The sequence below is a fragment of the Streptomyces profundus genome, assembly GCF_020740535.1.
Taxonomy (GTDB): Bacteria; Actinomycetota; Actinomycetes; order Streptomycetales; family Streptomycetaceae; genus Streptomyces; species Streptomyces profundus.
The window spans coordinates 4,126,728-4,149,289 of sequence record NZ_CP082362.1; the positions used below are offsets into that span (position 1 = coordinate 4,126,728).

The 22,562-nt window shown below is 71.8% G+C and carries 21 protein-coding genes; 9 read left to right on the forward strand and 12 right to left on the reverse strand.

Features of this window, described 5'->3' with window-relative positions; genetic code table 11:
* The first annotated feature begins 60 nt into the window (after positions 1 to 60).
* A complete protein-coding gene (locus tag K4G22_RS18280) occupies positions 61 to 1,029 on the forward strand; it encodes a UTP--glucose-1-phosphate uridylyltransferase (protein ID WP_228084138.1) in 969 nt (322 codons plus the stop codon).
* A gap of 12 nt (positions 1,030 to 1,041) precedes the next feature.
* Here the strand turns inward: K4G22_RS18280 and K4G22_RS18285 are convergent, their stop codons facing one another.
* Entirely contained in the window at positions 1,042 to 3,753 is a 2,712-nt protein-coding gene (locus K4G22_RS18285; RefSeq protein WP_425336716.1) for an NACHT domain-containing protein, read from the reverse strand.
* Positions 3,754 to 3,994: 241 nt separating this feature from the next.
* Between K4G22_RS18285 and K4G22_RS18290 the strand changes: the two genes are divergently transcribed.
* Positions 3,995 to 5,491 (forward strand): MFS transporter, encoded by a 1,497-nt coding sequence (locus K4G22_RS18290; protein WP_228084139.1) that lies wholly within the window; start codon positions 3,995 to 3,997, stop codon positions 5,489 to 5,491.
* Positions 5,492 to 5,575: 84 nt separating this feature from the next.
* Complete coding sequence (locus K4G22_RS18295; protein ID WP_228081360.1) at positions 5,576 to 6,961, forward strand: MFS transporter; 1,386 nt, start codon at positions 5,576 to 5,578, stop codon at positions 6,959 to 6,961.
* A 54-nt stretch (positions 6,962 to 7,015) separates the two neighbouring features.
* Here the strand turns inward: K4G22_RS18295 and K4G22_RS18300 are convergent, their stop codons facing one another.
* Positions 7,016 to 7,603, reverse strand: coding sequence for a bifunctional 4-hydroxy-2-oxoglutarate aldolase/2-dehydro-3-deoxy-phosphogluconate aldolase (locus K4G22_RS18300; RefSeq protein ID WP_228081361.1), 588 nt, complete (start codon positions 7,601 to 7,603; stop codon positions 7,016 to 7,018).
* A 323-nt stretch (positions 7,604 to 7,926) separates the two neighbouring features.
* On the opposite strand from K4G22_RS18300, the gene K4G22_RS18305 reads away from it, so the two are divergent.
* Positions 7,927 to 8,454 (forward strand): carboxymuconolactone decarboxylase family protein, encoded by a 528-nt coding sequence (locus tag K4G22_RS18305; RefSeq protein ID WP_228081362.1) that lies wholly within the window; start codon positions 7,927 to 7,929, stop codon positions 8,452 to 8,454.
* Positions 8,455 to 8,596: 142 nt separating this feature from the next.
* Positions 8,597 to 9,310 carry a CatB-related O-acetyltransferase gene (locus tag K4G22_RS18310; RefSeq protein ID WP_228081363.1) on the forward strand — a complete coding sequence of 238 codons (714 nt, stop codon included), beginning with the start codon at positions 8,597 to 8,599 and terminating at the stop codon, positions 9,308 to 9,310.
* A 54-nt stretch (positions 9,311 to 9,364) separates the two neighbouring features.
* On the opposite strand, the gene K4G22_RS18315 is transcribed toward K4G22_RS18310, so the two are convergent.
* The 5 genes from K4G22_RS18315 to K4G22_RS18335 all read right to left on the reverse strand — a co-directional run bounded on the left by K4G22_RS18315 (position 9,365) and on the right by K4G22_RS18335 (position 15,250).
* Positions 9,365 to 9,748 carry a nuclear transport factor 2 family protein gene (locus K4G22_RS18315; protein ID WP_228081364.1) on the reverse strand — a complete coding sequence of 128 codons (384 nt, stop codon included), beginning with the start codon at positions 9,746 to 9,748 and terminating at the stop codon, positions 9,365 to 9,367.
* A 123-nt stretch (positions 9,749 to 9,871) separates the two neighbouring features.
* Positions 9,872 to 10,582: a fused DSP-PTPase phosphatase/NAD kinase-like protein gene (locus tag K4G22_RS18320; RefSeq protein WP_228081365.1), complete on the reverse strand. Its 711-nt coding sequence runs from the start codon at positions 10,580 to 10,582 to the stop codon at positions 9,872 to 9,874.
* A gap of 365 nt (positions 10,583 to 10,947) precedes the next feature.
* Positions 10,948 to 11,856, reverse strand: coding sequence for a hypothetical protein (locus K4G22_RS18325; RefSeq protein ID WP_228081366.1), 909 nt, complete (start codon positions 11,854 to 11,856; stop codon positions 10,948 to 10,950).
* On the reverse strand, positions 11,853 to 13,928 hold the full coding sequence (locus tag K4G22_RS18330; RefSeq protein WP_228081367.1) for a PEP/pyruvate-binding domain-containing protein: 2,076 nt from the start codon (positions 13,926 to 13,928) through the stop codon (positions 11,853 to 11,855). Before K4G22_RS18330 ends, K4G22_RS18325 begins: the two co-directional genes overlap by 4 nt.
* 239 nt (positions 13,929 to 14,167) lie before the next feature.
* Positions 14,168 to 15,250, reverse strand: a complete 1,083-nt coding sequence (locus tag K4G22_RS18335) for a helix-turn-helix domain-containing protein (protein WP_228081368.1) — start codon at positions 15,248 to 15,250, stop codon at positions 14,168 to 14,170.
* Between the two features lie 70 nt (positions 15,251 to 15,320).
* On the opposite strand from K4G22_RS18335, the gene K4G22_RS18340 reads away from it, so the two are divergent.
* From K4G22_RS18340 to K4G22_RS18350, 3 genes are all read left to right on the forward strand, one after another.
* Positions 15,321 to 16,685 (forward strand): APC family permease, encoded by a 1,365-nt coding sequence (locus K4G22_RS18340; protein ID WP_228081369.1) that lies wholly within the window; start codon positions 15,321 to 15,323, stop codon positions 16,683 to 16,685.
* Between the two features lie 93 nt (positions 16,686 to 16,778).
* On the forward strand, positions 16,779 to 17,462 hold the full coding sequence (locus K4G22_RS18345; protein WP_228081370.1) for an HNH endonuclease family protein: 684 nt from the start codon (positions 16,779 to 16,781) through the stop codon (positions 17,460 to 17,462).
* Positions 17,463 to 17,604: 142 nt separating this feature from the next.
* Positions 17,605 to 18,405, forward strand: a complete 801-nt coding sequence (locus K4G22_RS18350; RefSeq protein ID WP_228081371.1) for an exodeoxyribonuclease III — start codon at positions 17,605 to 17,607, stop codon at positions 18,403 to 18,405.
* A 30-nt stretch (positions 18,406 to 18,435) separates the two neighbouring features.
* On the opposite strand, the gene K4G22_RS18355 is transcribed toward K4G22_RS18350, so the two are convergent.
* Positions 18,436 to 18,879 carry a VOC family protein gene (locus K4G22_RS18355; RefSeq protein WP_228081372.1) on the reverse strand — a complete coding sequence of 148 codons (444 nt, stop codon included), beginning with the start codon at positions 18,877 to 18,879 and terminating at the stop codon, positions 18,436 to 18,438.
* A gap of 87 nt (positions 18,880 to 18,966) precedes the next feature.
* On the opposite strand from K4G22_RS18355, the gene K4G22_RS18360 reads away from it, so the two are divergent.
* A complete protein-coding gene (locus K4G22_RS18360) occupies positions 18,967 to 19,599 on the forward strand; it encodes a TetR/AcrR family transcriptional regulator (protein ID WP_228081373.1) in 633 nt (210 codons plus the stop codon).
* Positions 19,600 to 19,619: 20 nt separating this feature from the next.
* On the opposite strand, the gene K4G22_RS18365 is transcribed toward K4G22_RS18360, so the two are convergent.
* From K4G22_RS18365 to K4G22_RS18380, 4 genes are all read right to left on the reverse strand, one after another.
* Positions 19,620 to 19,778 carry a hypothetical protein gene (locus K4G22_RS18365; protein WP_228081374.1) on the reverse strand — a complete coding sequence of 53 codons (159 nt, stop codon included), beginning with the start codon at positions 19,776 to 19,778 and terminating at the stop codon, positions 19,620 to 19,622.
* 592 nt (positions 19,779 to 20,370) lie between these two features.
* The gene (locus K4G22_RS18370; protein WP_425336717.1) at positions 20,371 to 21,489 is read right to left on the reverse strand and encodes an LLM class flavin-dependent oxidoreductase; all 1,119 of its coding nucleotides are present in this window, start codon (positions 21,487 to 21,489) and stop codon (positions 20,371 to 20,373) included.
* 147 nt (positions 21,490 to 21,636) lie between these two features.
* Entirely contained in the window at positions 21,637 to 21,870 is a 234-nt protein-coding gene (locus K4G22_RS18375; RefSeq protein WP_228081375.1) for a hypothetical protein, read from the reverse strand.
* 289 nt (positions 21,871 to 22,159) lie between these two features.
* The gene (locus K4G22_RS18380; protein WP_228081376.1) at positions 22,160 to 22,393 is read right to left on the reverse strand and encodes a DUF397 domain-containing protein; all 234 of its coding nucleotides are present in this window, start codon (positions 22,391 to 22,393) and stop codon (positions 22,160 to 22,162) included.
* Between the last annotated feature and the right edge of the window lie 169 nt (positions 22,394 to 22,562).

Consider the following 22,562-nt stretch of genomic DNA (forward strand, 5'->3'; position numbering starts at 1 on the left):
GCGTCGGTGTTGCCCGCCGTCGCGCGGTGCCCGACATTGGCTCCGAAGGGTTCCCTCACCATGACCAGAATTCGCAAGGCCGTCATTCCAGCCGCCGGCCTCGGCACGCGACTGCTGCCGCTGACCCGTGCCCTGCCCAAGGAGATGTTGCCGATCGGCGACAAACCGGTGATCGAGCACACGGTAAGGGAGTTGGTCGCCTCGGACATCGAGGAGATCATCATCGTCACCAGCGGGAGCAAGGACCTGATCCAGGAGCACTTCCGCCCGAACCCGGGGCTGGTGGCGCAACTTCGGGAGGCGGGAAAGCACGATCACGCCGAGAGCGTGCAGGAGGTCTCGGAGCTCGCGCACATCACCTACATGTACCAGAACGGCCCCTATGGTAATGGCACTCCGGTATTGAATGCCTATCGCATTCTGGGTGATGAGCCGATTCTCGTGCTGTGGCCCGACGATGTGTTCGTCTCCGAGGTGCCGCGCGCCCAGCAGTTGATCGCCGCCTATGAGACCACCGATGCCCCGGTGCTGGCCCTGATGCCCATGGATCCGGCCGAGTCCGTGCGTTACGGGGTGCCCATTGTCAAGGAGGACCTGGGCAATGGCTGTATGGCCATCGGCGGTCTGGTGGAAAAGCCGGAGCCGCGTAACGCGCCGTCGCCTTTCGCGGCCATCGGCGGTTATGTGATCACCCCGGGCGTGATCGCCGAGTTGGAGGAGCAGACCCGCCGCTGGTACGACCGTCCGGACGGGGAGATCTATCTCACCGACGCGCTCAACGCCTATGCCGCCGAACACCCGGTGTACGGGCAGGTCATCGACGGCACCTGGTTCGACACCGGCACTCCGGAGGCGTATCTGAAGGCGCAGTTCGCGGCGGCGCTGACCGATCCGACCTATGGTCCGTCGCTCTGCCGGCTGGCGGACGATCTGCGCGCGGCCATGGCCGGGGAGACCGGCCCCGACGGCCAGCCGATCACGGCGACGCCGGCGTCGTTCCCCGGCTGGGCCGGCCGCTGGTCCTCCTGAGCCGACCGGACCCTAGGCGCGGGTCGGTGAGGCGACCAGTTCCTGGCCGGTGTCCCGCTCGGCGGGGGACGGTGACTCCGTTATCTCGACGCGGATGTGGCGGGGCAGGGTGTCCTCGCCGAGCAGCGCGGTGTCCGGCGAGACATGGAGGGAGCGCAACGAGGGCAACTCGGCGAACTCCCCCAGGTCGACAAGGGCGATCGCCGGTCCGATGGTGATCTGGTGGACGTCCCGGAAGCAGGACAGGGCGCGCGCGTCGAGGTCCGTCTCGGCGGCCAGCCGCAGGTGGGTGACCCGGCGGGCGGAACACAGCGGCGCGCACTCCTCCAGCGGGAATCCGCCGGTGACCGCGATCCGGTGGCGGCCCCCGTGGGCGGCCAGCTCGCGGACCTGCGCCGGGTGGGAGACGGGAAAGTAGAGATCGCCCTCGTCGACCTGGGAGATCACCTCCGCCGCGTACCGCACCGTGTCGAAACGGCTCCAGGACCGCACCAGCAGGTCCCGGATGCGGGGGTCGAAGGTGAGGCAGTACTGGGCGAGGACGGGGATGGCCGCGTCCGTGGCGATGCCGGTGGCCGTCAGCACGGTGTGGTAGGACTCCTCGACGGTCAACCCCTCTGGCCCCGGAAGGAGTTCGAGGGCCACGGGGCCGACCTCGATCATGGCTCTGGCCTGGTCCTGTGAGCGCGGTGGAATCAGCGCGGCAGCACGCTGCTGCACCTCGCGATGCACGGTGGGGTCCAGTTCGGTGGCGTGTTCGAGGCAGGTCGCCGCCAGCAGATGGAGGCGGTGGCCGGGGTCGGGCCCTTCGTCGCCCCGGTTCAGCAGCGAGGTCAGCAGCTTGGCGCGCTCCGCCGGCCGGGCGTGGGCGATGGACATGCGGATGACGTCCTCCCACTGGTCCAGGTGCGCGTTGCCGACCAGCACGTCGAAGTCCAGCTCCTCCACGGCCGCCTTGGCGCCGAGATAGTCCTGGAAGGTGCGGTGGATGAAGTCCACCGTGCTGACGCTGGGCGCCCGCAACAGACCGCTGCGGTTGAGGAGATGACGGAAGACCGTCTCGCTGTCGGACCGTTCGGCCAGGACCGGCAGGGCCGGGAGGGCGCGGTCGAGGAGGGTCACGGCGTCCGTGTGGTCCATCTCCGAGCGCTCGTTCCGGATCATCCAGTAGGCGAGGCGCTGTAGCAGCTGGATCTGGTGCGCCTCGCTGACCACCAGCCGTTCGGGAGCGACGATGCCGCGTTCCCTGTCCCGGCGCGCCAGCAGCATGGAGAGCGCGGCGCTGTACAACTCCATGCGCCCGTTGGGGAGATAGCCGCGCCGCTCCTGGTGGAGCGCGCAGATCAACGCGCACATCAGCGGGTTGGTCGCCAACCGGCCGAGGTCCTGCTTTCTGCGCGCGGCCTGGAGCAGCGAGCGGGCCAGGGCGTCCCCCGCGCCGGCGGCGACATGCCAGCGGCGCACGAAGGCCTCCACGTTGTCCGGGCTCATCGGCGCCAGGTCCAGCTCGGTGAACTCCTCGCCGGCCAGCCAGTCGTCCCGCACCGCCGAGGGGCGTGAGGTCACCAGCCAGCGGTTCCTGGGGTAGCCGCGCATCAGATCGCGGAGCCAGGCCCGGACCTGGAGTCTTTCGTGCTCCGGGATCTCGTCGATGCCGTCGACCAGCAACAGGGCGCGTCCCTCACTCAGCACGCGGTTGGCCCAGCCGGTGGGCTGCTCACCGGCGATCGTGCATCCCACCACGTTGAGAAACTGGTCGGGCCCCGGCAGCGTGGCCCCCGACGCGCGGGTCAGTGTGCGCAGGGGCAGCACGAAGGGCACCAGGCCGTAGAGGTGCAGCAGTTGCTCGCCGGTCTTGCGCCCGGCGGTGCTCACCGCGAGCCACTGGATCAGCGTGGTCTTGCCCGAGCCGGCGACGCCGCGCAGCAGCACCCGGTCGCGTCCGGAGAGCACCTGCTCGGCCGGCATCAGCCCTGGCGCGGACCCCGGCGAACGGGTACTCGCCTCCAGGCTCAGATAGGCGCTGTCCAGCGGCCAACTGTGCGGGGAATGCACCAGGTCGAGCCCGAACACATTCAATTCGCTGTGCTTGTCCGCCATATAGGACAGATAGCGGCTCTCGAAGGGGGTGTCCGCCGGCGCCGGGGTGCGTGAGATCAGGCGGTCGATCCTTTCGGCGAGCTCCGCGATCTGGCGGCTGTGCTCGACCAGGGTTCTGGGCACAAAGCTGGACCGCTGCGTGAAGAAATGCAGGATATGCAGGCAGGCCGTTTCGAGCAGACGTTCGTGGAGGAGCACGGCGTCCGTGGACAGGCCGATGGTGGCGCTGGGGGACTCGCGGAGCAGGGCCCGGGCCAGCGCGTGGTGGCCGAGCTGGACCGCCTGCACATCGTCCATGGTCAGGTCGCCCAGCGCGCGGAGGGAGTTGGCCACCGCGTTGCCCAGGGCGTTGAGCTCGTAGGAGGGGAGCTGCTCGTACAGTCCGGTGGCGGTGGCGGCCCGGTCGACGAGCTTTTCGGCGATGCGGGTGAAATCCGCGTCCGTCAGGGTGCGTTTCTCCCCTTTGAAGGAGACCAACGAGCTGATCCGAACGGGGCGCTGCACCAGATCGGCGCCCACCCCTTCGGTTCGAAAGAGATTGCGAATAAGTGGTGCGACAAGATTCGACGTGAGGCGAACCCCGATGACTGCCGGGTCCACGTACTCCCCATGGTGTGTGGGCACTTGGTGTTCTCTGGAGGCGACAGCGTAGACGGGGCCGTCGAAAAGCGCGGGCAAACCGGGGGATTGCCCCGTCGCATGTGCGGGAGGCAAGCCGGCACCCCGCTGACCGGGGCGTCCGGCCGTCGCGCGGCGCGCGCGGGGGCGCACGATCTCGGCGCGCGCCGGGAGAGCGCCGGTGGTGCCATGGGCGGGACAGCTCGCCGACCCGGTCGGCGCGGTGGCGACGCGGAAGGGACTGACCATGGCGCACGCGCCCCCTGCCGGCGATCTCGTGGTGGCCAGCGCGGCCGGCCGCTGGGTCCTGATCTGCGCGGTGCTGGGCTCGGGGCTGGCCATGCTCGACGGCACCATCGTCACGGTCGCGCTTCCGCACATCGGCGCCGACCTCGACGTCCCGCTGTCGTCCCTGCAGTGGACGCTCAACGCCTACATGCTCACGCTGTCCGCGCTGATCCTGCTCGGTGGCGGGCTGGGAGACCGCTTCGGGCGGCGCCGGGTCTTCCTCTGGGGGGTCGGCTGGTTCGCGCTGGCCTCGCTGCTCTGCGGGATCGCGCCCAACGGGCCGTCGCTGATCGCCGCCCGTGCCCTGCAGGGAGTGGGCGGGGCGCTGCTGACCCCCGGCTCGCTGGCCCTGATCCAGTCCTCCTTCCGGCAGCGCGAGCGCGCCAAGGCCGTGGGCCTGTGGTCCGGCCTCGGCGGGGTGGCCACCGCGGGCGGCCCGTTTCTCGGCGGATGGCTGGTGGACGGTCCCGGATGGCGTTGGATCTTCCTGATCAACGCCCCGTTCGCCCTGGTGATCGCGGTGTTGGCGCGTCGGGTGCCGGAGAGCCGGGACTGGGAGGCCAGTGGCCGCTTCGACGTGCTGGGCGCGGCGCTGGGCGCCCTGGCCCTGGGCGGCCTCACCTATGCGCTGATCGACGGCGTCCCCTGGCCGCTCCTCGTCGGGGTCCCACTGGCCGTCGCCTTCGTGGGCCGGGAGCGCCGCGCGTCCCATCCGATGCTGCCCCTGACCGTGTTCCGGTCCCGGCTCTTCAGCGCCACCAACCTGGTGACGCTCTGCCTCTATGCCGCGTTGGGAGGCATCTTCTTCCTGTTGCCCACGCAGCTTCAGAACGGACTCGGCTATGACGCGCTGACCGCCGGAGTGGCCTCGCTGCCCACCACCCTGCTGCTGATCGCGTTGTCGGGGCCCGCGGGAGAGTTGGCGCAGCGGATCGGGCCCAGGCTGCCGTTGACGCTGGGCCCCCTGGTCGCCGCGGTCGGCCTGGTGCTGCTGCGCCGGGTGAGTCCGGGGAGTTCCTACTGGCCTGACGTGTTTCCGGCCCTCGTCGTTCAGGGACTCGGCATCAGCCTCTTTGTCGCGCCGCTGACCGCCACCGTGCTCGCCTCCGTTGACGACCGCCGTGCGGGCATCGCCAGCGGGGTCAACAACGCGGCGGCCCGGGTGGCCCAACTGCTCGCCGTGGCGGCGTTGCCGCTGCTGGTCGGCCTCTCCACCCATGACTACCGGGACGCCGAAGCGCTGAACGTGTCCTTCGGCCGCGCCGTGCTGGTCTGTGCCGGGCTGATGGTGCTGGGCGCGCTCGTGGCCTGGTTCACCGTGCCTCGGGGGCTGCCGCGCAAGGAGGCGCCCAAGCCGCAGTGCACCCGGCACGGCCATGTCACGGCGCCCCCGCTGGAGCCGGGACCCGAGGAACGCGGACCGGACGGGTCGGGCGGCGGCGGACCTGGCGGCTGAACGCGGTCGGCGTGGCCGGGCGGGGATGACCGGATCGGTCGGTCCTGGCCAGGACACGTTCGGGGGAGAGGAGATAGTGACGTCATGAGCACGCCATCACCCGAACGGCACAGACCCCGCCCCTCGGCCTCCGCCTCGGGCGGCGACGTGACATCAGCGGGTGGAGCGGGGCTCGGGGCCGGGCTCTGGAGCCGCAACTTCTCGCTGTTCTTCGCCGCCCGAACGGTCGCCAAGCTCGGCGATCTGATGCTGCCGGTGGCGCTGGCCGCCGGGCTCGTGCGGGAGGGCGGCGGGGCTGGCGCGGTGGGGGCGGCGATGGCGTCGTTCACCGCCAGCTTCGCCGGACTGGTGATCTTCGGCGGGGTCTTCGCCGACCGGTTCGACACCAGGAGGCTGATGATCGGCTCGGATCTGGTGCGAGTTGTCACCCAGACGATCACCGCCTTGCTGTTCATAACCGGCCATGTCGCTCTCTGGGGCATCTGCCTGATCGGTGTGATCAACGGGGTGTGCGCAGCGATGTTCCAACCGGGCGTCGCCAGCACCGTGCCCCTGATCGCACGTGATGTGCAGGCCGCCAACGCCGCCGTGCGCACGGCGGAGTCGGGCATGGCGGTGCTGGGGCCGGCCACCGCAGGCGTGTTGGTCGGGCTCACCTCGGCGGGCGGGGTCTTCGCCGTGCACGCCGGCACCTACCTGGTCAGCGCGCTCTGCCTGGTCGCGCTGCGGCTGCCGCCGGGGCCCCGGCCGCCGGCGGTGCCGGGCGGCGAACGGACGGCGTTCCGGGCCGATCTCGCCGAGGGCTGGCGGGAGTTCGTCGCGCGACCCTGGATGTGGGGGGTGATCGTGATCTGGATGGTCTTCATGGGCGCGGCCTGGGGGCCTTCGGTGCCGCTGGCGGCGACCGAGATCATCACCGAACACGGCGAGCGTGTCTATGGCCTGATCAACTCGGGCCTCGGCGTCGGCATGGTGATGGGCGGCCTGCTGGCGTTGCGCATCAGACCGGTCCGCCCCCTGCGCGCCGGCGCCGTCGCGCTCTTCGGCTTCGCCCTGCAACCGGCGGCCATCGGTGCCTCGTTGCCGGTGGCGATGATCACCGGGGCCTCGGTGGTGGCGGGGGCGGCGTTGGCGTTCTGGGGCGTGATGTGGGCCACCAGTGTGCAGACGCAGGTGCCGGGCGCGGTGCTCAACCGCATCCATGCCTACGAGGTGGCCGGCTCGCTTGTGATGCTGCCGGTCGGACAGGCCCTCGCTGGGCCTGCGGCCGGCCTGTTCGGTGCCCAACAGGTGCTGTTGGCCGGGGGAGTCGTCTCCCTCGCGGTGTGCGGTGCGCTGCTGAGCGTGCCGGCGATCCGCCGGCTGCGCCGGGTGGACGCGCCGCCGGACGCGGGGGGCGGCGTGGCGAAGGACCCGTCGCGGGACGGGGCGTGGGACAGACCGTGTGACGAACGGCTCGCCGACAGCTGAGCCGGCTCCCGACGAACGGGGCGGCCGGCGGCTCACCGGGCAGCGGCAGCCGGATCAGCTGTCGCGGAAGACGGCGGTCAACTCGTCGGGCTCCTCGGGGAGCCCCGAGCCGATGCCCACGGCGAGGGCCCCGGCCTTCAGATAGGACGGTGCCTCGGCCAGGGAGATCCCGCCGGTCGGGATCAGCACGGCGTCGGGCAGCACTGCCCGCAGCGAGGAGAGGAACCGGGGGCCGCCGACATGGGCGGGGAACACCTTGGCGGGGCCCCGGCCGGCCGCGTCCGCGATCTCGCCGGGGGTGAAGCCGCCCTCGATCAGCACCACGCCGGCCTCGGCGGCCACCGGGCGCACGGCGGGTGCGGGGAAGGGGGTCACCAGGAAGTCGGCCCCGGCGCGCACGGCGGACTCGGCCTGCTCGGCGGTGCTGATGGTCCCGACGCCCAACTGGCCTCGGCCCTCCGCCCGCAGCGTGGCCAGCGCCTCGGCCCAGTCGGGGGTGGACGTGGTCAACTCCACCGCCTCGCACCCCGCGTCCAGCAGGCGCCTGGTCCGGTCGACCGCCGCCGCCGCGTCGGTGGAGCGCAGCACGGGCAGCAGCCGCTGGGCGGCCAGAGCGGTGAGCAGGCGGTCGGTCGCGTCCATCGTGTCCCCTGGCGAGTGCTACGGGTCGGTCGGCGCCGTGTGGTGTTCGTGGCGTCGGGGCGGTGCGAAAACGCGGCCACGTTAGGAGCGCGGCGGTCCGATGTCAACGTTCTCCCTCGTTGGTCGAGGGCTCGTGGGCGGGGTAGGCATCGGTCCTTCGCCCGGGGCGGGAGAGGGCAGGGCGTTCGGTGCTTCGTTGCGCGCGCGGCGGACGGACCGGTGTCGGAGCAGGGGGACGTCGGTGGGATGCGGTCAACTGGCCCATGATTCCCGGGTCGAAGTGGACCAGGCGTTGGGCCGCATCGCCTCCTAGCGTGGAAGGCATGACGCACACGGGCACCACCGACATGACCGACAGCACCGCCACCACCGGCGGCGCCGGCACCGGCGACACCGCGCGGGGACGCATCGACTTCGCCCGGAGCCTGCCCAAGGCCCGCCGGGCACTTGTCCAGTTGGGGATGGCGGCTCGCACGAGCCTGGACGCCACCCTGATCGAGTTGGTTCAGATACGTGCCTCCCAGATCAACGGCTGTGCCTACTGCCTCTATCTGCACACCGCCGACGCCAGCAGGGCGGGGGAGTCCCCGGAGCGGCTCGCCCTGGTCGCGGCCTGGCGCGAGGCGGGCCGTTTCTTCACCGAGCGGGAGCGGGCGGCACTGGCCTTCACCGAGTCCGTGACCCGCCTGGACGACGGGGTGTCCGACACGGTCTACGCCGAGACGGCCCGACACTTCGACGAGGACGAACTGAGCCAGCTTCTCGCCCTGGTCGTGTCCATCAACGCGTGGAACCGGGTGGCCCTCGCCACGGCAAAGGAAACCGGGCTGGACGACCGGCGGGCGCCCTGACGAATCGCTCCTCCGCCAAAGGCTCGCGCCGGCCCCGCCGACTCGACCACCCCCGGCCCCTCCCAACCGGCGGGCCGTCGTTCGGAACCGGCACCGTACCAACCCTCAGCACGGCGGGCGTTGGCTTGTTAACGTCACACGGATGATCACCAATTCCATCAACTTCGCGGACTACAACGAGGTTCAGCGTCTCGACACGGACGCGGAAGTGGCCGAGCACGCGCTGATCGCACTGGCCGACGGCCGGCACTCCTGGTACAGCGGGTTCCACCACGGGGAGAGCTTCGCCCGCCGGGTCCGCTACGCCTCGGCCGACCGGGACGTGCACCGGGGGCAGCGACTCGACAAGCTGGTCGTGGGCAACTTCTGTCAGTTCGCCTCCGGGGTCTCCTTTCTGCTCGGGGGCAATCACGGGCACGACATGACCGCGGTGACGCCCTACCCCTTCAACTTCTTCTCCGGCGCCGCGGACGCCTGGGCGCCCGCCGGGGACACCGTGATCGGCCACGAGGTGTGGATGGGCTACGAGGCGGTGGTGATGCCCGGAGTACGGATAGGCACCGGCGCGGTCATCGGCGCCAGGGCCGTGGTCACCAAGGACGTGCCGCCCTATGCCGTGGTGGTCGGCGACAACCGGGTGGTGCGCCACCGGTTCGACTCCCACACGCGCAAACTGCTCTGGCGGATCGCCTGGTGGGAATGGCCCGACGAACGCCTCGCCGACGCCCTTCCGTTGCTCCAGGGGCATGATGTGCCGGCACTCGCCCGCTACGCGGGCGTCGATCCCAGCCGCGTCATCGCGGATCCGGACCCCGGCCTGCTCCGGGGAAGTCGCGAGCGACCCGACGCCCGCTGACCCGGAGCGGCCCTCTCACCCCGACAGGCTCGCGCCGCACCCCCCGGGGACGTCTCATTCGCGCCAACTGCCCTCCCAGTCGTAGAGCGGCGCGGAGGTCTCGTACTCCCGGAGACGGCTGATCCGTCGGCCTCGCAGCTCGGCGACGGTGGCCCCCTCGAAGGTGGCCGCCGAGCCCTGCCAGGTGCAGGAGAAACGCCATTCGGCGACCAGCAGCTCACCGGCCACGCCCTCCGAGGTGACCTCCCAGCCGTCCACCGTGCCACCGGCGGCAAGCCAGGTGCGCATCCACTGCTCCACCCGAGGAAGGCCCCGATACACCGGGCCATAGCACTCCACCACCACGCAGTCATCCGTCAACTCTCCAAGCACCGCCGCCACATCGTGGTGTCGCCAGCCGTCGATATAGGCCCGTAGCGGGCTTCTCTCGGTCACCATGCGTAGCAGTGTGTCAGAGGGGTCTGACATTCTCATCACTGAGGGTCACGAAGGGGGCTTGAGTTGAGGGTCGAGACAGTGCCGGCCTCGGAGGGCGGGTCAGAGGAGACGTCCGAGAAGGACTCAGAAGAGGGAGAGCGAGGAGTTGATCCGGCGTGGGGCGTCCAGCAGGCGGCTGACCGCTTCCACGGCCGCGGGCGGCTGGTCGGCTCGCAGATCGCCCGAGGTCAGGATGTAGTACACCTGCTCGATCGAGGGCGGCCCCACGGCGAGAGTGCGCACGGCGGCCTCCCGGGACGACGCCTGCCCGGTGTGCACCAGATAGGCCGAGGTCAGCGAGCCGGTGCGGCCCACGCCTGCTCCGCAGTGCACATAGACCGGGCCGGGTGCCGCGTCCACGATGCGCAGAAAGCGGTCCACCTGCTCGTTCGTGGGGGTCTGCCCGTCCCGGATCGGCATGCGTTCGACGTTGAGCCCGGCGGCCTCGGGACGGGCCAACTCCTCCGGGGAGAGGTTCTCGGCCCGCAGGTCGACCACGGTGTGCGCGCCCCGCCCGGCCAGTTGCTCGTAGCCGTCCTCGCTCGGCGCCGACCCGCGCCAGAGGTCGTCGTCCACGGCCAGGAAGTTGTCGATACCGGTGATGCGCTCCCCCCTGGGCTGATGCTGTCCGGCCCAGGCGTGCGCGCCGAGCATCCCCAGCACCGAGGTCAACCAGAGGCCGAGATAGCCGATCGCGATCAGACCCAGCACCCGCAGGGCACGACGAGGCCAGGGGCGCTTGGCGGGCCCGCCCGGCTGGGCGGGGGCGGGCAACACCTCGGGAGGAGCCGACACGAGATCACCACCGGATAGGTCGAGAGACAGCGAAAGGGCTGGGCAATTCAGGAAGTGGAAAGAGGCGTCCATGACGGAATGAGAAGACACCCATGGGGCGTGGTCACATATCCGAAGCCGTTTGTCCGGCACCCCACCATGGAATCCCGCCGCCTGTCCAGCGAGCGAGGTCAGCGCTTGATCCGCTTCCCGAACAGCGGTATTCGATCTTTCCGTCGATCGTTTCCGTCGATCCTCCGTGTGGCCAGCCGGATTCTTTCGGCCTCGCCTTTCGAGGTGCCGGCGAGGCGTTGGCGAATTCCGTTTGGGGCCGCGGAGATCGAGCGGGGCCGTGGAGATCGAGTGGGGCTGTGGAGATCGAGCGGCTAATGCTCCTCGGAAGTGGCCTGCCCCCGACCGAGAACGTGGGCCACCGTGCGATCGCTGGTGGCATCGCTGAGACAGCCGTGCAGGCGTCGCATGTCGTGCGCCGCCAGCGGGGGCCGCAGCACGCCCACGAAGACGTCGTCCTCCAGCCGGCCGAGCACCCCGTGTTGGCGCGGCGCGGAGATGGCCCGGCGGCAGGTCTCCCAGAGCGCGTCCGCAGCCTGTGGGTAGGCCGTGGTGTCTTCGGTGCCGCCCACCTCGATCTGGAAGACCACGGTGGTCGCCGCAGCGTCCGGGACATCGGCGCCGCGCGTCTGGGTGGCGTCGGAGATCGCCTTGACCAGCAGTGTTCCCGCCAGTGCCACCACCACGACGCCGGCTACGGCCAGCGCTCCGCGGCGGGGGCGGGCCGGTGGAACGGGCGGCTCCTCGGCCGGCCAGGGGCCGTTGCCACAGATCCCGCCCGGCGGCGCCGCCAGGCTGGCCAACCGTCCGGCGAGCCGACGTTCGGCGCCGGGGCGCACACTCGCGGAGGCGACCTTCTGCACCAGCAGCGCCAGTCCGGAGAGCGCGGCGCCCGTCGCCATCAACACCGGGACGAAGACCATCACTCCCCGGTCGCCCTCGTTCAGCCAGCGGAAACGGGTCGGTCCCTCGGCGCGTGACTGCTCAAGCCGCCGCAGCACTTCTTCGCCGCGCGCGTGCGAGGCGGTGATCCGTCGATCGAGCCGCCCCAGCCGGGCCAATACCACGGTTCCCACCAGAAGCAACTCGATGACCAACAGCAACACCCCGCACAACAGAGCACGTTGCCATTCCCAGCGATAGAGATAGACCACCAGATAGAGCGCCGCTCCGGCGGCGGCCACACCGGCGAGCAGATAGACGGCGTAATGCAGGGCTTTCATCGAGTCACCGTTCCCGTGGTGCCATCGACGGACAGTTCGGTCCCCGGCGGAAACCGCTCCACGGCGTGCGGAACGCCCACGGCGGCCGGCACCCGGTACTCCCTGGCCAGCACCGCCAGATGGGAGAGCGCGCTGCCGCTCTCCGCCACCAGGCCGGCAAGGCCGGGCAGGCGTGGCGCGAGCGCCGGGTCGAGGCTGCGCACCACCAGCACCGCTCTCGGCGGCGGCTCTCCCGTACCGTCCCAGGCCACTCCCTTGCCGAAGCCGCCACTCGCACCCTCCCCAGGCGGCTCGCCGCCATCGGCGTCGCCAAGCCGTTCCGGCACGGGCTCGCCTCGTGGGGACAGCCGGAAGGCCGCCGGGAGTTCAGGAGCCCAGGGGCGAGGCTTCCTGGGGTCGCCGCCGGGCGGCCCGCCGCCGTCGAGCGCGGCGAGCAGCTCGGGCCAGCGCAGGGAGGAGGCGCGCACCAGCGCGTTCTCATAGCCGGCCGCCCCCCAACGCGCCGCGCACTCCCGCACCACGCGCGCCTGCATCTCCTGCACCCACCGGGAGCGCAACCGCAGGCCCTCCCTGGGCGGTAACGCGCCGACTCCTCGGGGAGCCGCCGTCAGCCGTGCGACTTCGGGCAGTCCGGCCCCGGGCGTCAGGGAGGGGGGCAGCAGTGCCAGGAGCACCGGGTTCTCGGCGATCAGACGAACGTCGTCGGACGGTCGGGGCGCGTCGCGCGCCCGGCGTTCCGAGAGGAGCGCCAACGCCTCACCGGTGGCGGTGGAGCCCCGCCCCTCGCTGAGCAACGCGCCGGCGAGGGATTCCAGGGCGTGCAGCGCGACCAGCGCGCTGCGCCCCCAGCACAACGCGTTGATCAATTGGCCGGTGAGCAGCTCCGAGGGCGCGGGGAGCCCGGCCAACTCGCGGTCGACGTCCGCCATCAGGTCCAAGGCGAGCAGGGGCAGCGCCGTGCGGAGTCGTCCGGTGCGCCAGGCGGCGGCGGCCCGGCGGGCGCCGGGCGCCGGGTTCAGGAACTGGAGCCCCGGGTGGGGCGGCCCCACCGTGCCCAGAAGTCGCAGATCCGCGGCGGCGCGCCCGTCGACGGTGAGCACGGCGGGACAGTCGCGCAGCACCCGGCGCGGCACGGTGCCCGCGATGTCCAGTGCCCGAGCCAGACCATGGGCCATCGGCTCCACCCAGAGGTCCTCCTCCAGGGGCTGGAGCACCGCGGGAAAGGTCTCGGCCACGGGCCCTGGGCCCAGCAACCGCGCGCCCCGGGCCGGTGCTGTGGCCATCGCGGTGATCGGGCGCGTCTGGAAGAGCCACAGCCGATCGGTCGAGTCGAAGCCGAACTCCAGATCCTGGGGCGCCTTCCCCACCCGCTCGGCGCGACGGGCGAGGCGGGCCAGACGACGGAGTCGACGTCGATCGAGCAGCCGGGCGTCGGGCGCCTTCGCCGGCTCCCGTCCGACCAGCCTCCCGCGTCGGGTGAGCTGGTAGCGCATGTCCTGACGCGAGCCGTCGACGAGCTTCTCGGGCCCTCCGGCCACGGCGCTGACCACGATGCGGTCCCTGCGCCCGGCCACCGGGTCGGCGCCGAACACCACCCCGCCGACCGTGGCCTTCAGCATGGGCTGCACCAGGACGGCCATGGCGCCCTCCCTCCCTGCCGGGTTCGCGCCTGCCGGGTTCCCGCCGGCCGCGTTCTCGACGGCTGAGTTCTCGCCGCCCGAGCCGAGCACGCGGTGGACCGCGTCCCGCAACGCCGGCCAGCCGCGCACGTTCAGCACGGAGGTGAATCGGCCGGCCATGGAGGAGCCTTCGGAGTCCTCGCCCACGGCCGACGAACGCACCACGAGCGCCGGCGCGCCCAACTCCGCGCAGGCGCGCTTGATCTGTTCCACGCCCCTTGGCGCGCTGGCGGGCGCCAACTCGGGGGTGACCAGCACGAACCCGGGTAGCACCGGCAGGCCCGACGCGTGCGCTCGGGACAGGTGCGCCGCCTTTCCGCCGACCACCTTCGGGTCCCTGGCGGGGACGGTGTCCAGTGCCACCACCGCGAGCTGGTCCGCGCTGCGCGCCACGGCACACCTCCTCCCGAGCCTCAGCGTCCCCGCAGGTGCCGGGCGCCGCCAGCCGGGTGGCCCGTTCAGTTGAGCCGCTGGTCCGCCCGGGGCGCGGCGATTGTCAGTGGGTGCTGGTTGACTACGCAGCGTTAAGGGTGGCCTACTGAGAGGAGTCAGTCATGGGAGGTCGGTTCCGCTGGTGCCGAGGGTCGGATCCCCGTTCGTCGGCTGTTCGCCGGTTCTTCCGCTGGGCGTGGTCAGTGCGGCCCCGGGGGGCGCGGCTGGGCCGCGCGGTGCCGGAAGACATGCCGGTAGGTGGCGGGGGAGACGGTGGTGGTGCGCCGGAAGTGGTGCCTGAGATTGGGCGCGGTGCCGAAACCGGCCCGGTGCGCGATCGTCTCCACCGACGCGTCCGTCGTCTCCAGCAACTCCTGTGCCAGGCGCACGCGTTCCTGAGACAGCCAGCGCAGCGGGGTGGTGCCCAGCGTGTCGCGGAAGCGGCGCGCGAAGGTGCGCTCGCTCAGGCCGGCGACCCGGGCCAGCCGGGACACCGTGAGCGGCTGGTCGAGGCGCTGTCTCGCCCAGTCCAGGACCGGGGCGAGCCCACCGCTGCCGGCCCTGACGCGCACCCGGGGCGTGGCGTACTGGATCTGCCCGCCCTCCCGGTGCGGCGGGACCACCATCCGGCGGGCCACCTCGTTGGCCACCGCCGAGCCCAGGTCGCCGCGTACGAGGTGCAGACAGAGGTCGATGACGGAGCCGGTGCCCGCCGAGGTCAGGATGTCGCCCTCGTCGATGTAGAGCGGCGCCGGGTCGAAGTCCACGGCGGGGTAGCGGTGGGCGAAGTCCGTGGCGTTCATCCAGTGCGTGGTGGCCCTGCGGCCGTCCAACAGGCCGGCGGCGGCCAGCACGTAGGCGCCGGCGCAGAGAGAGACCACGCGGCGGCCGAGGCGGTGCGCCTCGCGCACGGCCGCCACCAGCTCCCCGGGCGGTTCGAGCTGACGGCTTCTGGAGCATGCGGAGACCACCACGGTGTCGGCCTCGGTGAGGCTCTCCAGACCATGCGAGGTGGGCACGATCAGCCCGTTGGCGGTGCGCAGTTCGCCGGGCTCTCCGGCACAGAGCCGCAGCTCGTACCACGGGTCCGCCAGATCGCTGCGATCCAGCCCGAACACCTCGCAGGGAACGGCCAGTTCGAAGTCCGGAGTGCCGTCCGTGACGGCCAGCGCCACGACATGCCGCTGGGGACGGCGCCGGCGGCCCGGGGCGCGGTGGGAGGGCGTGAGCGGGGAGGATCCGGGGGGTCCGGGGGATCCCTGGAATTCGGAGAACTCGGCCATGGCAGGAATTTAGCGCTGGTCGCCGTTTCTGCCACTGGTCGCGCCGGAGGTGCGGCAGAAGGCTGTCCCCATGACTGCGGAACAGAGCGAAGTCCGGGCTCCTGCGGGCCGACTGAGCATGACCCAGGGCACGGGGATGTGTGTGGGTGCCGTGCTGGGCACGGGGGTGATCGCGCTGCCCGCGCTCGCAGCCGAAGCGGCCGGTCCCGCCTCGCTGCTGGCCTGGCTGGCGCTGGTGCTGCTCTCCGCGCCGCTGGCCGGTGCCTTCGCCGCGCTGGGGGCCCGCTATCCGGACGCGGGCGGCGTTTCCACCTACGCCAGGGTGGCCTTCGGCGACCGCGCGGCTGCCGTCGTCGGTTGGTGCTTCTACTTCGCGGTGCCCCCGGGGGCGACGGCTGCGGCGCTGTTCTTCGGGGACTATGTCTCGGCGGCCCTTGGCGGCGGGCGCGCGGCCACGGCGGGCGCGGCGATGGGCCTGATGGTGGCTGTGATCGCGGCCAACGCGGTCGGGCTGCGGCTCACCGGGCGGATCCAGCTGGTGCTCGCGGCTCTGCTCGCCGCCCTGTTGCTCGGCTCGGTGCTGCTCTCGCTGCCCGAGGCTCGGCTGGAGAATCTCACCCCCTTCGCGCCGAACGGCTGGGCGGCCATCGGCTCGGCCGCCACCCTGCTCGTGTGGAGCTTCGCCGGCTGGGAGGCGATCACGCATCTGGCCGGCGAGTTCCGGCGACCGGAGCGGGACCTCCCCCGCGCGACCGCCGCCGCGGTGGTGCTGATCGGTCTGCTCTATCTCTCCCTGGCCTTCGCGGTGATCACCGTGCTCGGCTCCGAAGCGGCCACCTCGCGGGCCCCGTTGGGGGACTTGATGGAGCACGGCCTCGGTGGCTCCGCCATGACCCTGGCCGCGTTGGTGGCCATGCTGCTCACCTTCGGCGTCATCAACACCTACTTCGCCAGCTCGGCCAACCTTGGCGCGGCCCTGGCCAGGGACGGCGCGCTGCCGGTGCCCCTGGGCCGGGGCGCGGCAGCCGGCGAGGTGCCACGGCGCAGCCTCACCCTGGTCGCCGCGCTGACCCTGCTGTGCCTGGGCGGGGTCCTGTGGGCCGATGTGGGGCCCAAGCCTCTGGTGTTGATGACCACCGGCATGTTCGTGACGGTCTACGCCGTGGGGGTCGCCGCCGCGCTCCGGCTGTTGCCGTCCCGTGGCGCCGGCTGGTGGTCGGCCCTGGTGTCCCTGGTGGCCGTGGTGGCGCTGCTGTTGATGACGGGGTACTACCTGCTCTGGCCGCTGCTGGTGGCCGGTGCCGCGCTCGGCTATCTACGGCTCTTCGGCGGGGAGGGGGCACGGCCCCGCGCTCCCGGAGGGGGGCTGCCGCCGGCGCGAAGGGCGCTCACCCGGCGCGGGCGCGCCCCCGCGTCCGATCACGAGCCGGTTTGAACACCAGTTGCCCGCGGGTGTGTTCCCCCACAGGCGATACGGTGCGCCAAACGGGGAAAGCTCCGCGTGGGCGACGGCTGGGAGGCTTGGGGCATGGGACGGCGAAGTTGGTTGACCACGGTGGCGGTTGCGGCGCTGGGCCCCCTGGTCCTCATAGCGGGCTGCGAGACCGCTTCGGACCCGGAGTCGCTGGACGACGAGCCGGCGCCTTCCCCCGAGGCGACCCTGGAGTTGCCCGGCCTGCCGGACGAGGCGGCGGCACGGGATCAGCTGGCGGAGCTCGTCGAGGCGGAGCCGGCGGCGATGGACGGATACTCCCGCGACCGCTTCCGGCACTGGACGAGCACGGACGGTTGCACGGTCCGCCAGCAGGTGCTCCGTCGCGACGGCCAGGGGGTCGAGGTCGACGACGACTGCCAGCCGACGGCCGGCAGTTGGCTGAGCCCTTACGACGATGTCACGGTCGGCGAGGCGGGTGAGGTGGATATCGACCATATGGTCCCGCTGGCCAATGCCTGGCGTTCCGGCGCGGACGTCTGGACCGACGAGGAACGCGAGGTGTTCGCCAACGATCTCACCGGCCCGCAGTTGCTCGCGGTCACCGCCCGCAGCAACCGCGCGAAGGGAGACCAGGGCCCGGACACCTGGTTGCCGGACGCCGAGGAGTTCCACTGCGTGTACGGCCGGGCCTGGACCCAGGTCAAGCATCACTACGAGCTCACCGTCACGGCTCCCGAGCGGGAGGTGCTCGGCCAGTTGCTCGACACCTGCGCCTGAGCTGGCCGCCCTCGCACGGCGCCGTCGGCTGTGGCCTCGACCAGCGAAGATCGTCCTTCGCCAGCGGGGGTGAGGTTTGTTACGGTGCCTCGTCCTGGGCGTTGTCCGGGAGAGGAACTCGGGCACAGAAAGCGAGAGATCCGTGCTCACCGTGACGACCGTCAATGTCAACGGACTGCGGGCCGCAGCCAAGAAGGGCTATCTGGAGTGGCTGGCCGGCTGCTCCGCCGACGTGGTCTGTCTCCAGGAGGTGCGGGCGGAGGAGGCCCAGCTGGCGGAGGAGGTCTGCCGTCCCGCCGGGTGGTACGCCTTCTACGCGCCGGCCGCCGCCCGGGGCCGCGCGGGGGTCGCGGTGCTGACCCGCCGCGAGCCGGAGGCGGTGCGGGTCGGCTTCGGCGCCCCGGAGTTCGCCGACGCCGGCCGCTATCTGGAGGTGGACCTGCCCGGGGTGACGGTGGCCAGTCTTTATCTGCCGTCCGGCGAGGTGGACACGCCTCGGCAGGAGGAGAAGGAGCGCTTCATGGCGGCCTTTCTCGACTACCTGGTGGCACTGCGCTCGACGTCAGCCGCCGGTGGCCGTGAGGCGCTGGTCTGCGGGGACTGGAACATCGCGCACCAGGAGGCGGACCTCAGGAACTGGCGGGGCAACCGGAAGAGCTCCGGCTTCCTGCCCGAGGAGCGGGCATGGCTTTCCCGGGTGCTGGGCGAGGAAGGCGGATACACCGACGTGGTCCGCGCCCTCCACCCGGACCAGGAGGGCCCCTACAGCTGGTGGTCCTACCGGGGGCGCGCCTTCGACAACGACACCGGCTGGCGGATCGACTACCAGATGGCGACGCCGGGGCTGGCCGGGCGGGCCGTCAAGGCGCTTGTCGAGCGTGCCCCCAGCCATCCCGAGCGGTGGAGCGATCACGCCCCCGTGACGGTGGTCTTCGAGCAGTAGGCGGCGGGGGGCGCCGCGGGCCGTTTGGGATCAGGGGGCCGTGACGTACTGCTCGGCGTAGGCGTCGCTGGCCGGAATCGGGGTGATCACGTCGATCAGCACCCCGCCCGGATCGGCCACGATGAAGTGGCGCTGCCCGAAGTCCTCGTCGCGCAACGTGAGTTCGGGGGTGAGCCCACCGTCGAGCACCAGTCGCCGCCACTCCGCGTCGACGTCGGGCACCTCCAGGTTGAGAAGCAGCCCGCGCGCCGGCGTGCGGTACGCGGCCGGCAGCGTGGGGTGCTGGTGGTCGAGCAGGGCCAGTTCCCAGGGCCGCGCCCCCGGATGGCGCAGGCTGACGTACCAGTCGGCGGCGAACGTGACCTCGAAGCCCAGGAGTTCGGTGTAGAAGTGACGGGAAGCGGCCAGATCCTCGGTGCAGATCACTGGATAGAAGCTGGTCAGCGGGATGGTCGCGGACTCGGGGGTGGTCATGAGCGCTCCTCGACTTGGTTTTCACGTACCGTTGGTATGTGAAATGAGCCTACTGGCATACCGCCGGTATGCCAACTGGAGGTGAGCGTGGCGAACGAGGGCGCGAACGCGGGGGCGCGCGAAGGGGTGCGCGCGCGTCGGCGCGCCGAGACGAGGACGGCCCTGCTCCGCGAGGCCCGAGCACTCTTCGCCGCGCGGGGATATGGCGCGGTGGGCCTCTCCGAGGTGGTGCGCGCGGCCGGGGTGACCAAGGGGGCGCTCTACCACCACTTCGACGGCAAGGCCGCGCTGTTCCGCGCCGTGCTGGAACAGGTGCAGCAGGAGGTGGCGGAGCGCGTGGCCCAGCGCGCTGAGGAGCGGTCCGGCGCCTGGGGCCAACTCACCGCCGGCTGCGCCGCGTTCCTCGACGCGAGCGCCGACCCCGAGGTGCAGCGCGTCATGCTGGTGGACGGCCCGGCGGTCCTGGGGTGGAACGAATGGCGCGCGCTGGACGAGGCGACATCCGCACGGCATCTCTCCGAGGCCCTCGCGGAGGCGATCGAAGCGGGGGAGATCCCCCGACAGCCGGTGGCGCCCCTGGCAAGTCTGCTCTCCGGGGCCATGAACGAGACGGCTCTGTGGCTGGCCTCATCGGAGCGCTCCGAGGACCTCGCGGACGCGCGGGCCGCCCTGGCGCGGTTGTTGGAGGGCTTGCGGTCCCCGGCGGGCTCGGGGCGTTGACGACGGGAGCGGCGGGGCCGTCAGCGCTGCTGGCCCAACCCCTTCATCCGCCGGTCGAGATCGGACAGGCGGTTCACCTCTTCCAGTCGTTCGCTCAGCGACGGTCGGGCGTCCGGCGGCTCGGAGGCGGGGGGCGACTCCTGTGGTGCCGCCGCGGGTTCGGTACTGCTGGTGCTCATGGCTTCTCCTGAGGGTGGGAGTTGAGCGCGGGGAATCCCCTGGTACGAACACCATCCAATCAGCGAGATGCCAGATGCAATTGCGTCTCACACTTTCAACACAGCGGCATATGCCCCGCACCGGCTCCGCCATCTTCCGGGCGCGTTTCCCACCCCGTTCCCGTCCTTCTCCCGCTTTGTGCCCGCTCCGTCTCCGCCGCGTCCCGCCCGAGCGCGCGCTCGGGGCGCGGTTGCGTGCGCACAGGACGGAGAACGTGCGCCGGCGCACCCCCGCCGGTGGTCGTCGCTGGTCGGAGCGGTCGAAGTCGCTGCCGGCCGGCCGACTCTTCTGGCGACTTCCGACCGGGATGACACCGGTACCGGGGCGCCCTCCGCGCCGCGAGGCGGTGGCCCCCGCCCCCGGGGGGCCGACCCAGGACCGGTGCGGCCAACGCGGGCGACCCCCGGGGCGGACGGTCTCCGCCTCCGTTCGACGGCGGAGACCGTCCGCCCGGCATATGCCACAGGTAAGGGCATCGATCCGCGCGCGATCGCCGGCCGAGCCCGGGGGCACGCGCACCGCGAGACCGCCGGTCAGGAGGTCAGGAGGAGGTCAGGAGGTGGGCAACTCGTAGGCGTCGGCGATCAGTTCGTAACTGCGCGCCCTGACCTCCGCCGTGTGCGCGTTCCCCGTGATCATCAGCTCCTGCGCCCCGGTGCGTTCCGCCAACTCGTCCAACCCCTTGGTCACCATCTCCGGGGTGCCATAGACGATGTTGGCGAGCCAGCCGTCGACGAAGTCCCGCTCGACCGGGCTGAACGTGTGGGCCGCGGCCTCCTCCGGGGTGGGTACCAGCCCTGCCTGGCCGGTGCGCAGCCGGATCATGGACAGCGCGCTGGTGAGGACCTGCGCCTGGGCGCTGGCCGCGTCGTCGGCGGCCAGCGCTGACACCCCGATCAGCGCGTACGGCTCGTCGAGCACGTCGGACGGCCGGAACGAAGCGCGGTAGAGCTCCAGCGCCGGGATGGTGTGCGCGGCCGAGAAGTGGTGGGCGAAGGCGAACGGCAGCCCCATCCGGCCGGCCAGTTCGGCGCTGAACCCCGAGGAGCCCAACAGCCACACCGGCGGCCTGGCGGCCGACTGCACGCCTCCTGGGCCACGGCTCTGCACCGGCCCCGGCACCGCGTGCACCCGACTGTAGGGGTGCCCGTCGGGGAAGTCGTCGTCCAGGAAACGGATCAACTCGGCCAGCTGGCTGGGGAACTCGTCCGCGCCGTCCACGCGCCCCCGGCGCAGCGCCGCAGCCGTCGCGCCGTCACTTCCTGGCGCGCGCCCGAGGCCGAGGTCGATCCGCCCCGGCGCCAACGCCTCCAGGGTGCCGAACTGTTCGGCGATCACCAGGGGCGCGTGGTTGGGCAGCATCACGCCGCCCGAGCCGAGACGGATGCGCTCCGTGTGCGCGGCGAGGTGTGCCAGGATCACCGCGGGCGACGAGCTGGCCACCCCTGGCATCGAGTGGTGTTCGGCCACCCAGAAGCGGTGGAAGCCGCGCCGCTCGGCCGCCCGCGCCAGCTCGATGCCGGCGCGCAGCGCCTCCGTCGCGGTGTGGCCGCTGCCGACCGTGGCCAGGTCGAGCACGGACAGGGGGACGGGCGCCCGTCCGCGCCGTACGCCTCTGATCTCGGCCCTGTCCACGGAGCCCTGGTCCACGGAATCCTTGCCCACGGCCACGCTGTTCGCCTCCCGGTCTCGGCGGTCACAGGGGAGGGCAGACGCCGCTCCCCAAGGCGCCAACCAGGACGCGCGACGGTTCATTCCGCCGTCCGCGCGCCGCGCCCGCGGCGCGCGGACGGCGGCGGGGCCCAGAGGGCCGAAGGGCTAGGGCAGATAGCGTTCGATGGCGGAGGGGCCCTCTTCCGCCAGCAGCTGCCTGGCCTCTTCGAGCAGCTCGGGCGTGGGTTCCCGCCCGCTGAGTCGCACCAGGTCCTCCGGGTCCACGGGCCCCTCGGCACCAGTGTGCAGCTTGCGGTCGGGCGTGGGGAGCTCCGTGTGGCGTCGCTCCTCCGATCCGCCTGACTCGCTTGATTCGGGTGATTCGGATGACTGGGGCATAACACCTCCCTGCCCGCCAGGGTAGGCGCATCCCGGCTGCCCCGCCATCGCGCCGTCCCACGGACTCGGCGCCTCCCCCGGCGCCCGGGACACCCGCCGGCGGTGCCAGCCGCCGCGCGTGCGGGCGTCCCCCCGTCCCCACGGCCCCCCGTCCCCACGGCCCCCCGTCCCCACGGCCCCCCGTCCCCACCGGCCCCACGACGTCTCGCAGCCCCACAGCTCCAGAGTCCCGCCAACGCCAACGCCAAGGCCACGCTCTCCCGAGCCGCGGCCCGTGATGGCGAGCGGGTCAGTCCAGGCGGGGCCCCGGCCGATGCACCCCGTCCACAAAGGCCGACCAGGTCGCCACCGGGAAGCCGAGGCGGGGCCCGGCGGGAACCTTGGAATCCCGCACCGCGAGCAGTCCTCTGTCCCGGCAGCGCACCTCGACGCAGGCGCCCTCCCCGGCCGAGTGCGAGGACCTGATCCAGGTACGGGTCCTGTCGTCATCCATCGTCATGCCTGCTGCCATGTCCGCTGCCATGTCCGCTCCGGTTCTCGACGTTCGATAGGGAACGCCGTGACCGTACTGGCCACCCGGCCGGGTACCCCCCTGGTTTCATCCAACCGAGTGACTTGTTCTCAACTTGCCCCAGGAATAGTCCAGTTGAGGTGTAGGCTGGTCTGCTTTTCCGGGCGGAGGCGGCAGAGGG

Bases quoted from the DNA above. Each gene is read 5' to 3' on its own strand.
- K4G22_RS18295 (WP_228081360.1), top strand. From the start codon at position 5,576: ATGAGCACGCCATCACCCGAACGGCACAGACCCCGCCCCTCGGCCTCC.
- K4G22_RS18335 (WP_228081368.1), bottom strand. From the start codon at position 15,250: ATGGCCGAGTTCTCCGAATTCCAGGGATCCCCCGGACCCCCCGGATCC.
- K4G22_RS18340 (WP_228081369.1), top strand. From the start codon at position 15,321: ATGACTGCGGAACAGAGCGAAGTCCGGGCTCCTGCGGGCCGACTGAGC.
- K4G22_RS18355 (WP_228081372.1), bottom strand. From the start codon at position 18,879: ATGACCACCCCCGAGTCCGCGACCATCCCGCTGACCAGCTTCTATCCA.
- K4G22_RS18280 (WP_228084138.1), top strand. From the start codon at position 61: ATGACCAGAATTCGCAAGGCCGTCATTCCAGCCGCCGGCCTCGGCACG.
- K4G22_RS18300 (WP_228081361.1), bottom strand. From the start codon at position 7,603: ATGGACGCGACCGACCGCCTGCTCACCGCTCTGGCCGCCCAGCGGCTG.
- K4G22_RS18380 (WP_228081376.1), bottom strand. From the start codon at position 22,393: ATGGCAGCGGACATGGCAGCAGGCATGACGATGGATGACGACAGGACC.
- K4G22_RS18290 (WP_228084139.1), top strand. From the start codon at position 3,995: ATGGCGCACGCGCCCCCTGCCGGCGATCTCGTGGTGGCCAGCGCGGCC.
- K4G22_RS18310 (WP_228081363.1), top strand. From the start codon at position 8,597: ATGATCACCAATTCCATCAACTTCGCGGACTACAACGAGGTTCAGCGT.
- K4G22_RS18345 (WP_228081370.1), top strand. From the start codon at position 16,779: ATGGGACGGCGAAGTTGGTTGACCACGGTGGCGGTTGCGGCGCTGGGC.
- K4G22_RS18305 (WP_228081362.1), top strand. From the start codon at position 7,927: ATGACGCACACGGGCACCACCGACATGACCGACAGCACCGCCACCACC.
- K4G22_RS18375 (WP_228081375.1), bottom strand. From the start codon at position 21,870: ATGCCCCAGTCATCCGAATCACCCGAATCAAGCGAGTCAGGCGGATCG.
- K4G22_RS18325 (WP_228081366.1), bottom strand. From the start codon at position 11,856: ATGAAAGCCCTGCATTACGCCGTCTATCTGCTCGCCGGTGTGGCCGCC.
- K4G22_RS18365 (WP_228081374.1), bottom strand. From the start codon at position 19,778: ATGAGCACCAGCAGTACCGAACCCGCGGCGGCACCACAGGAGTCGCCC.
- K4G22_RS18315 (WP_228081364.1), bottom strand. From the start codon at position 9,748: ATGGTGACCGAGAGAAGCCCGCTACGGGCCTATATCGACGGCTGGCGA.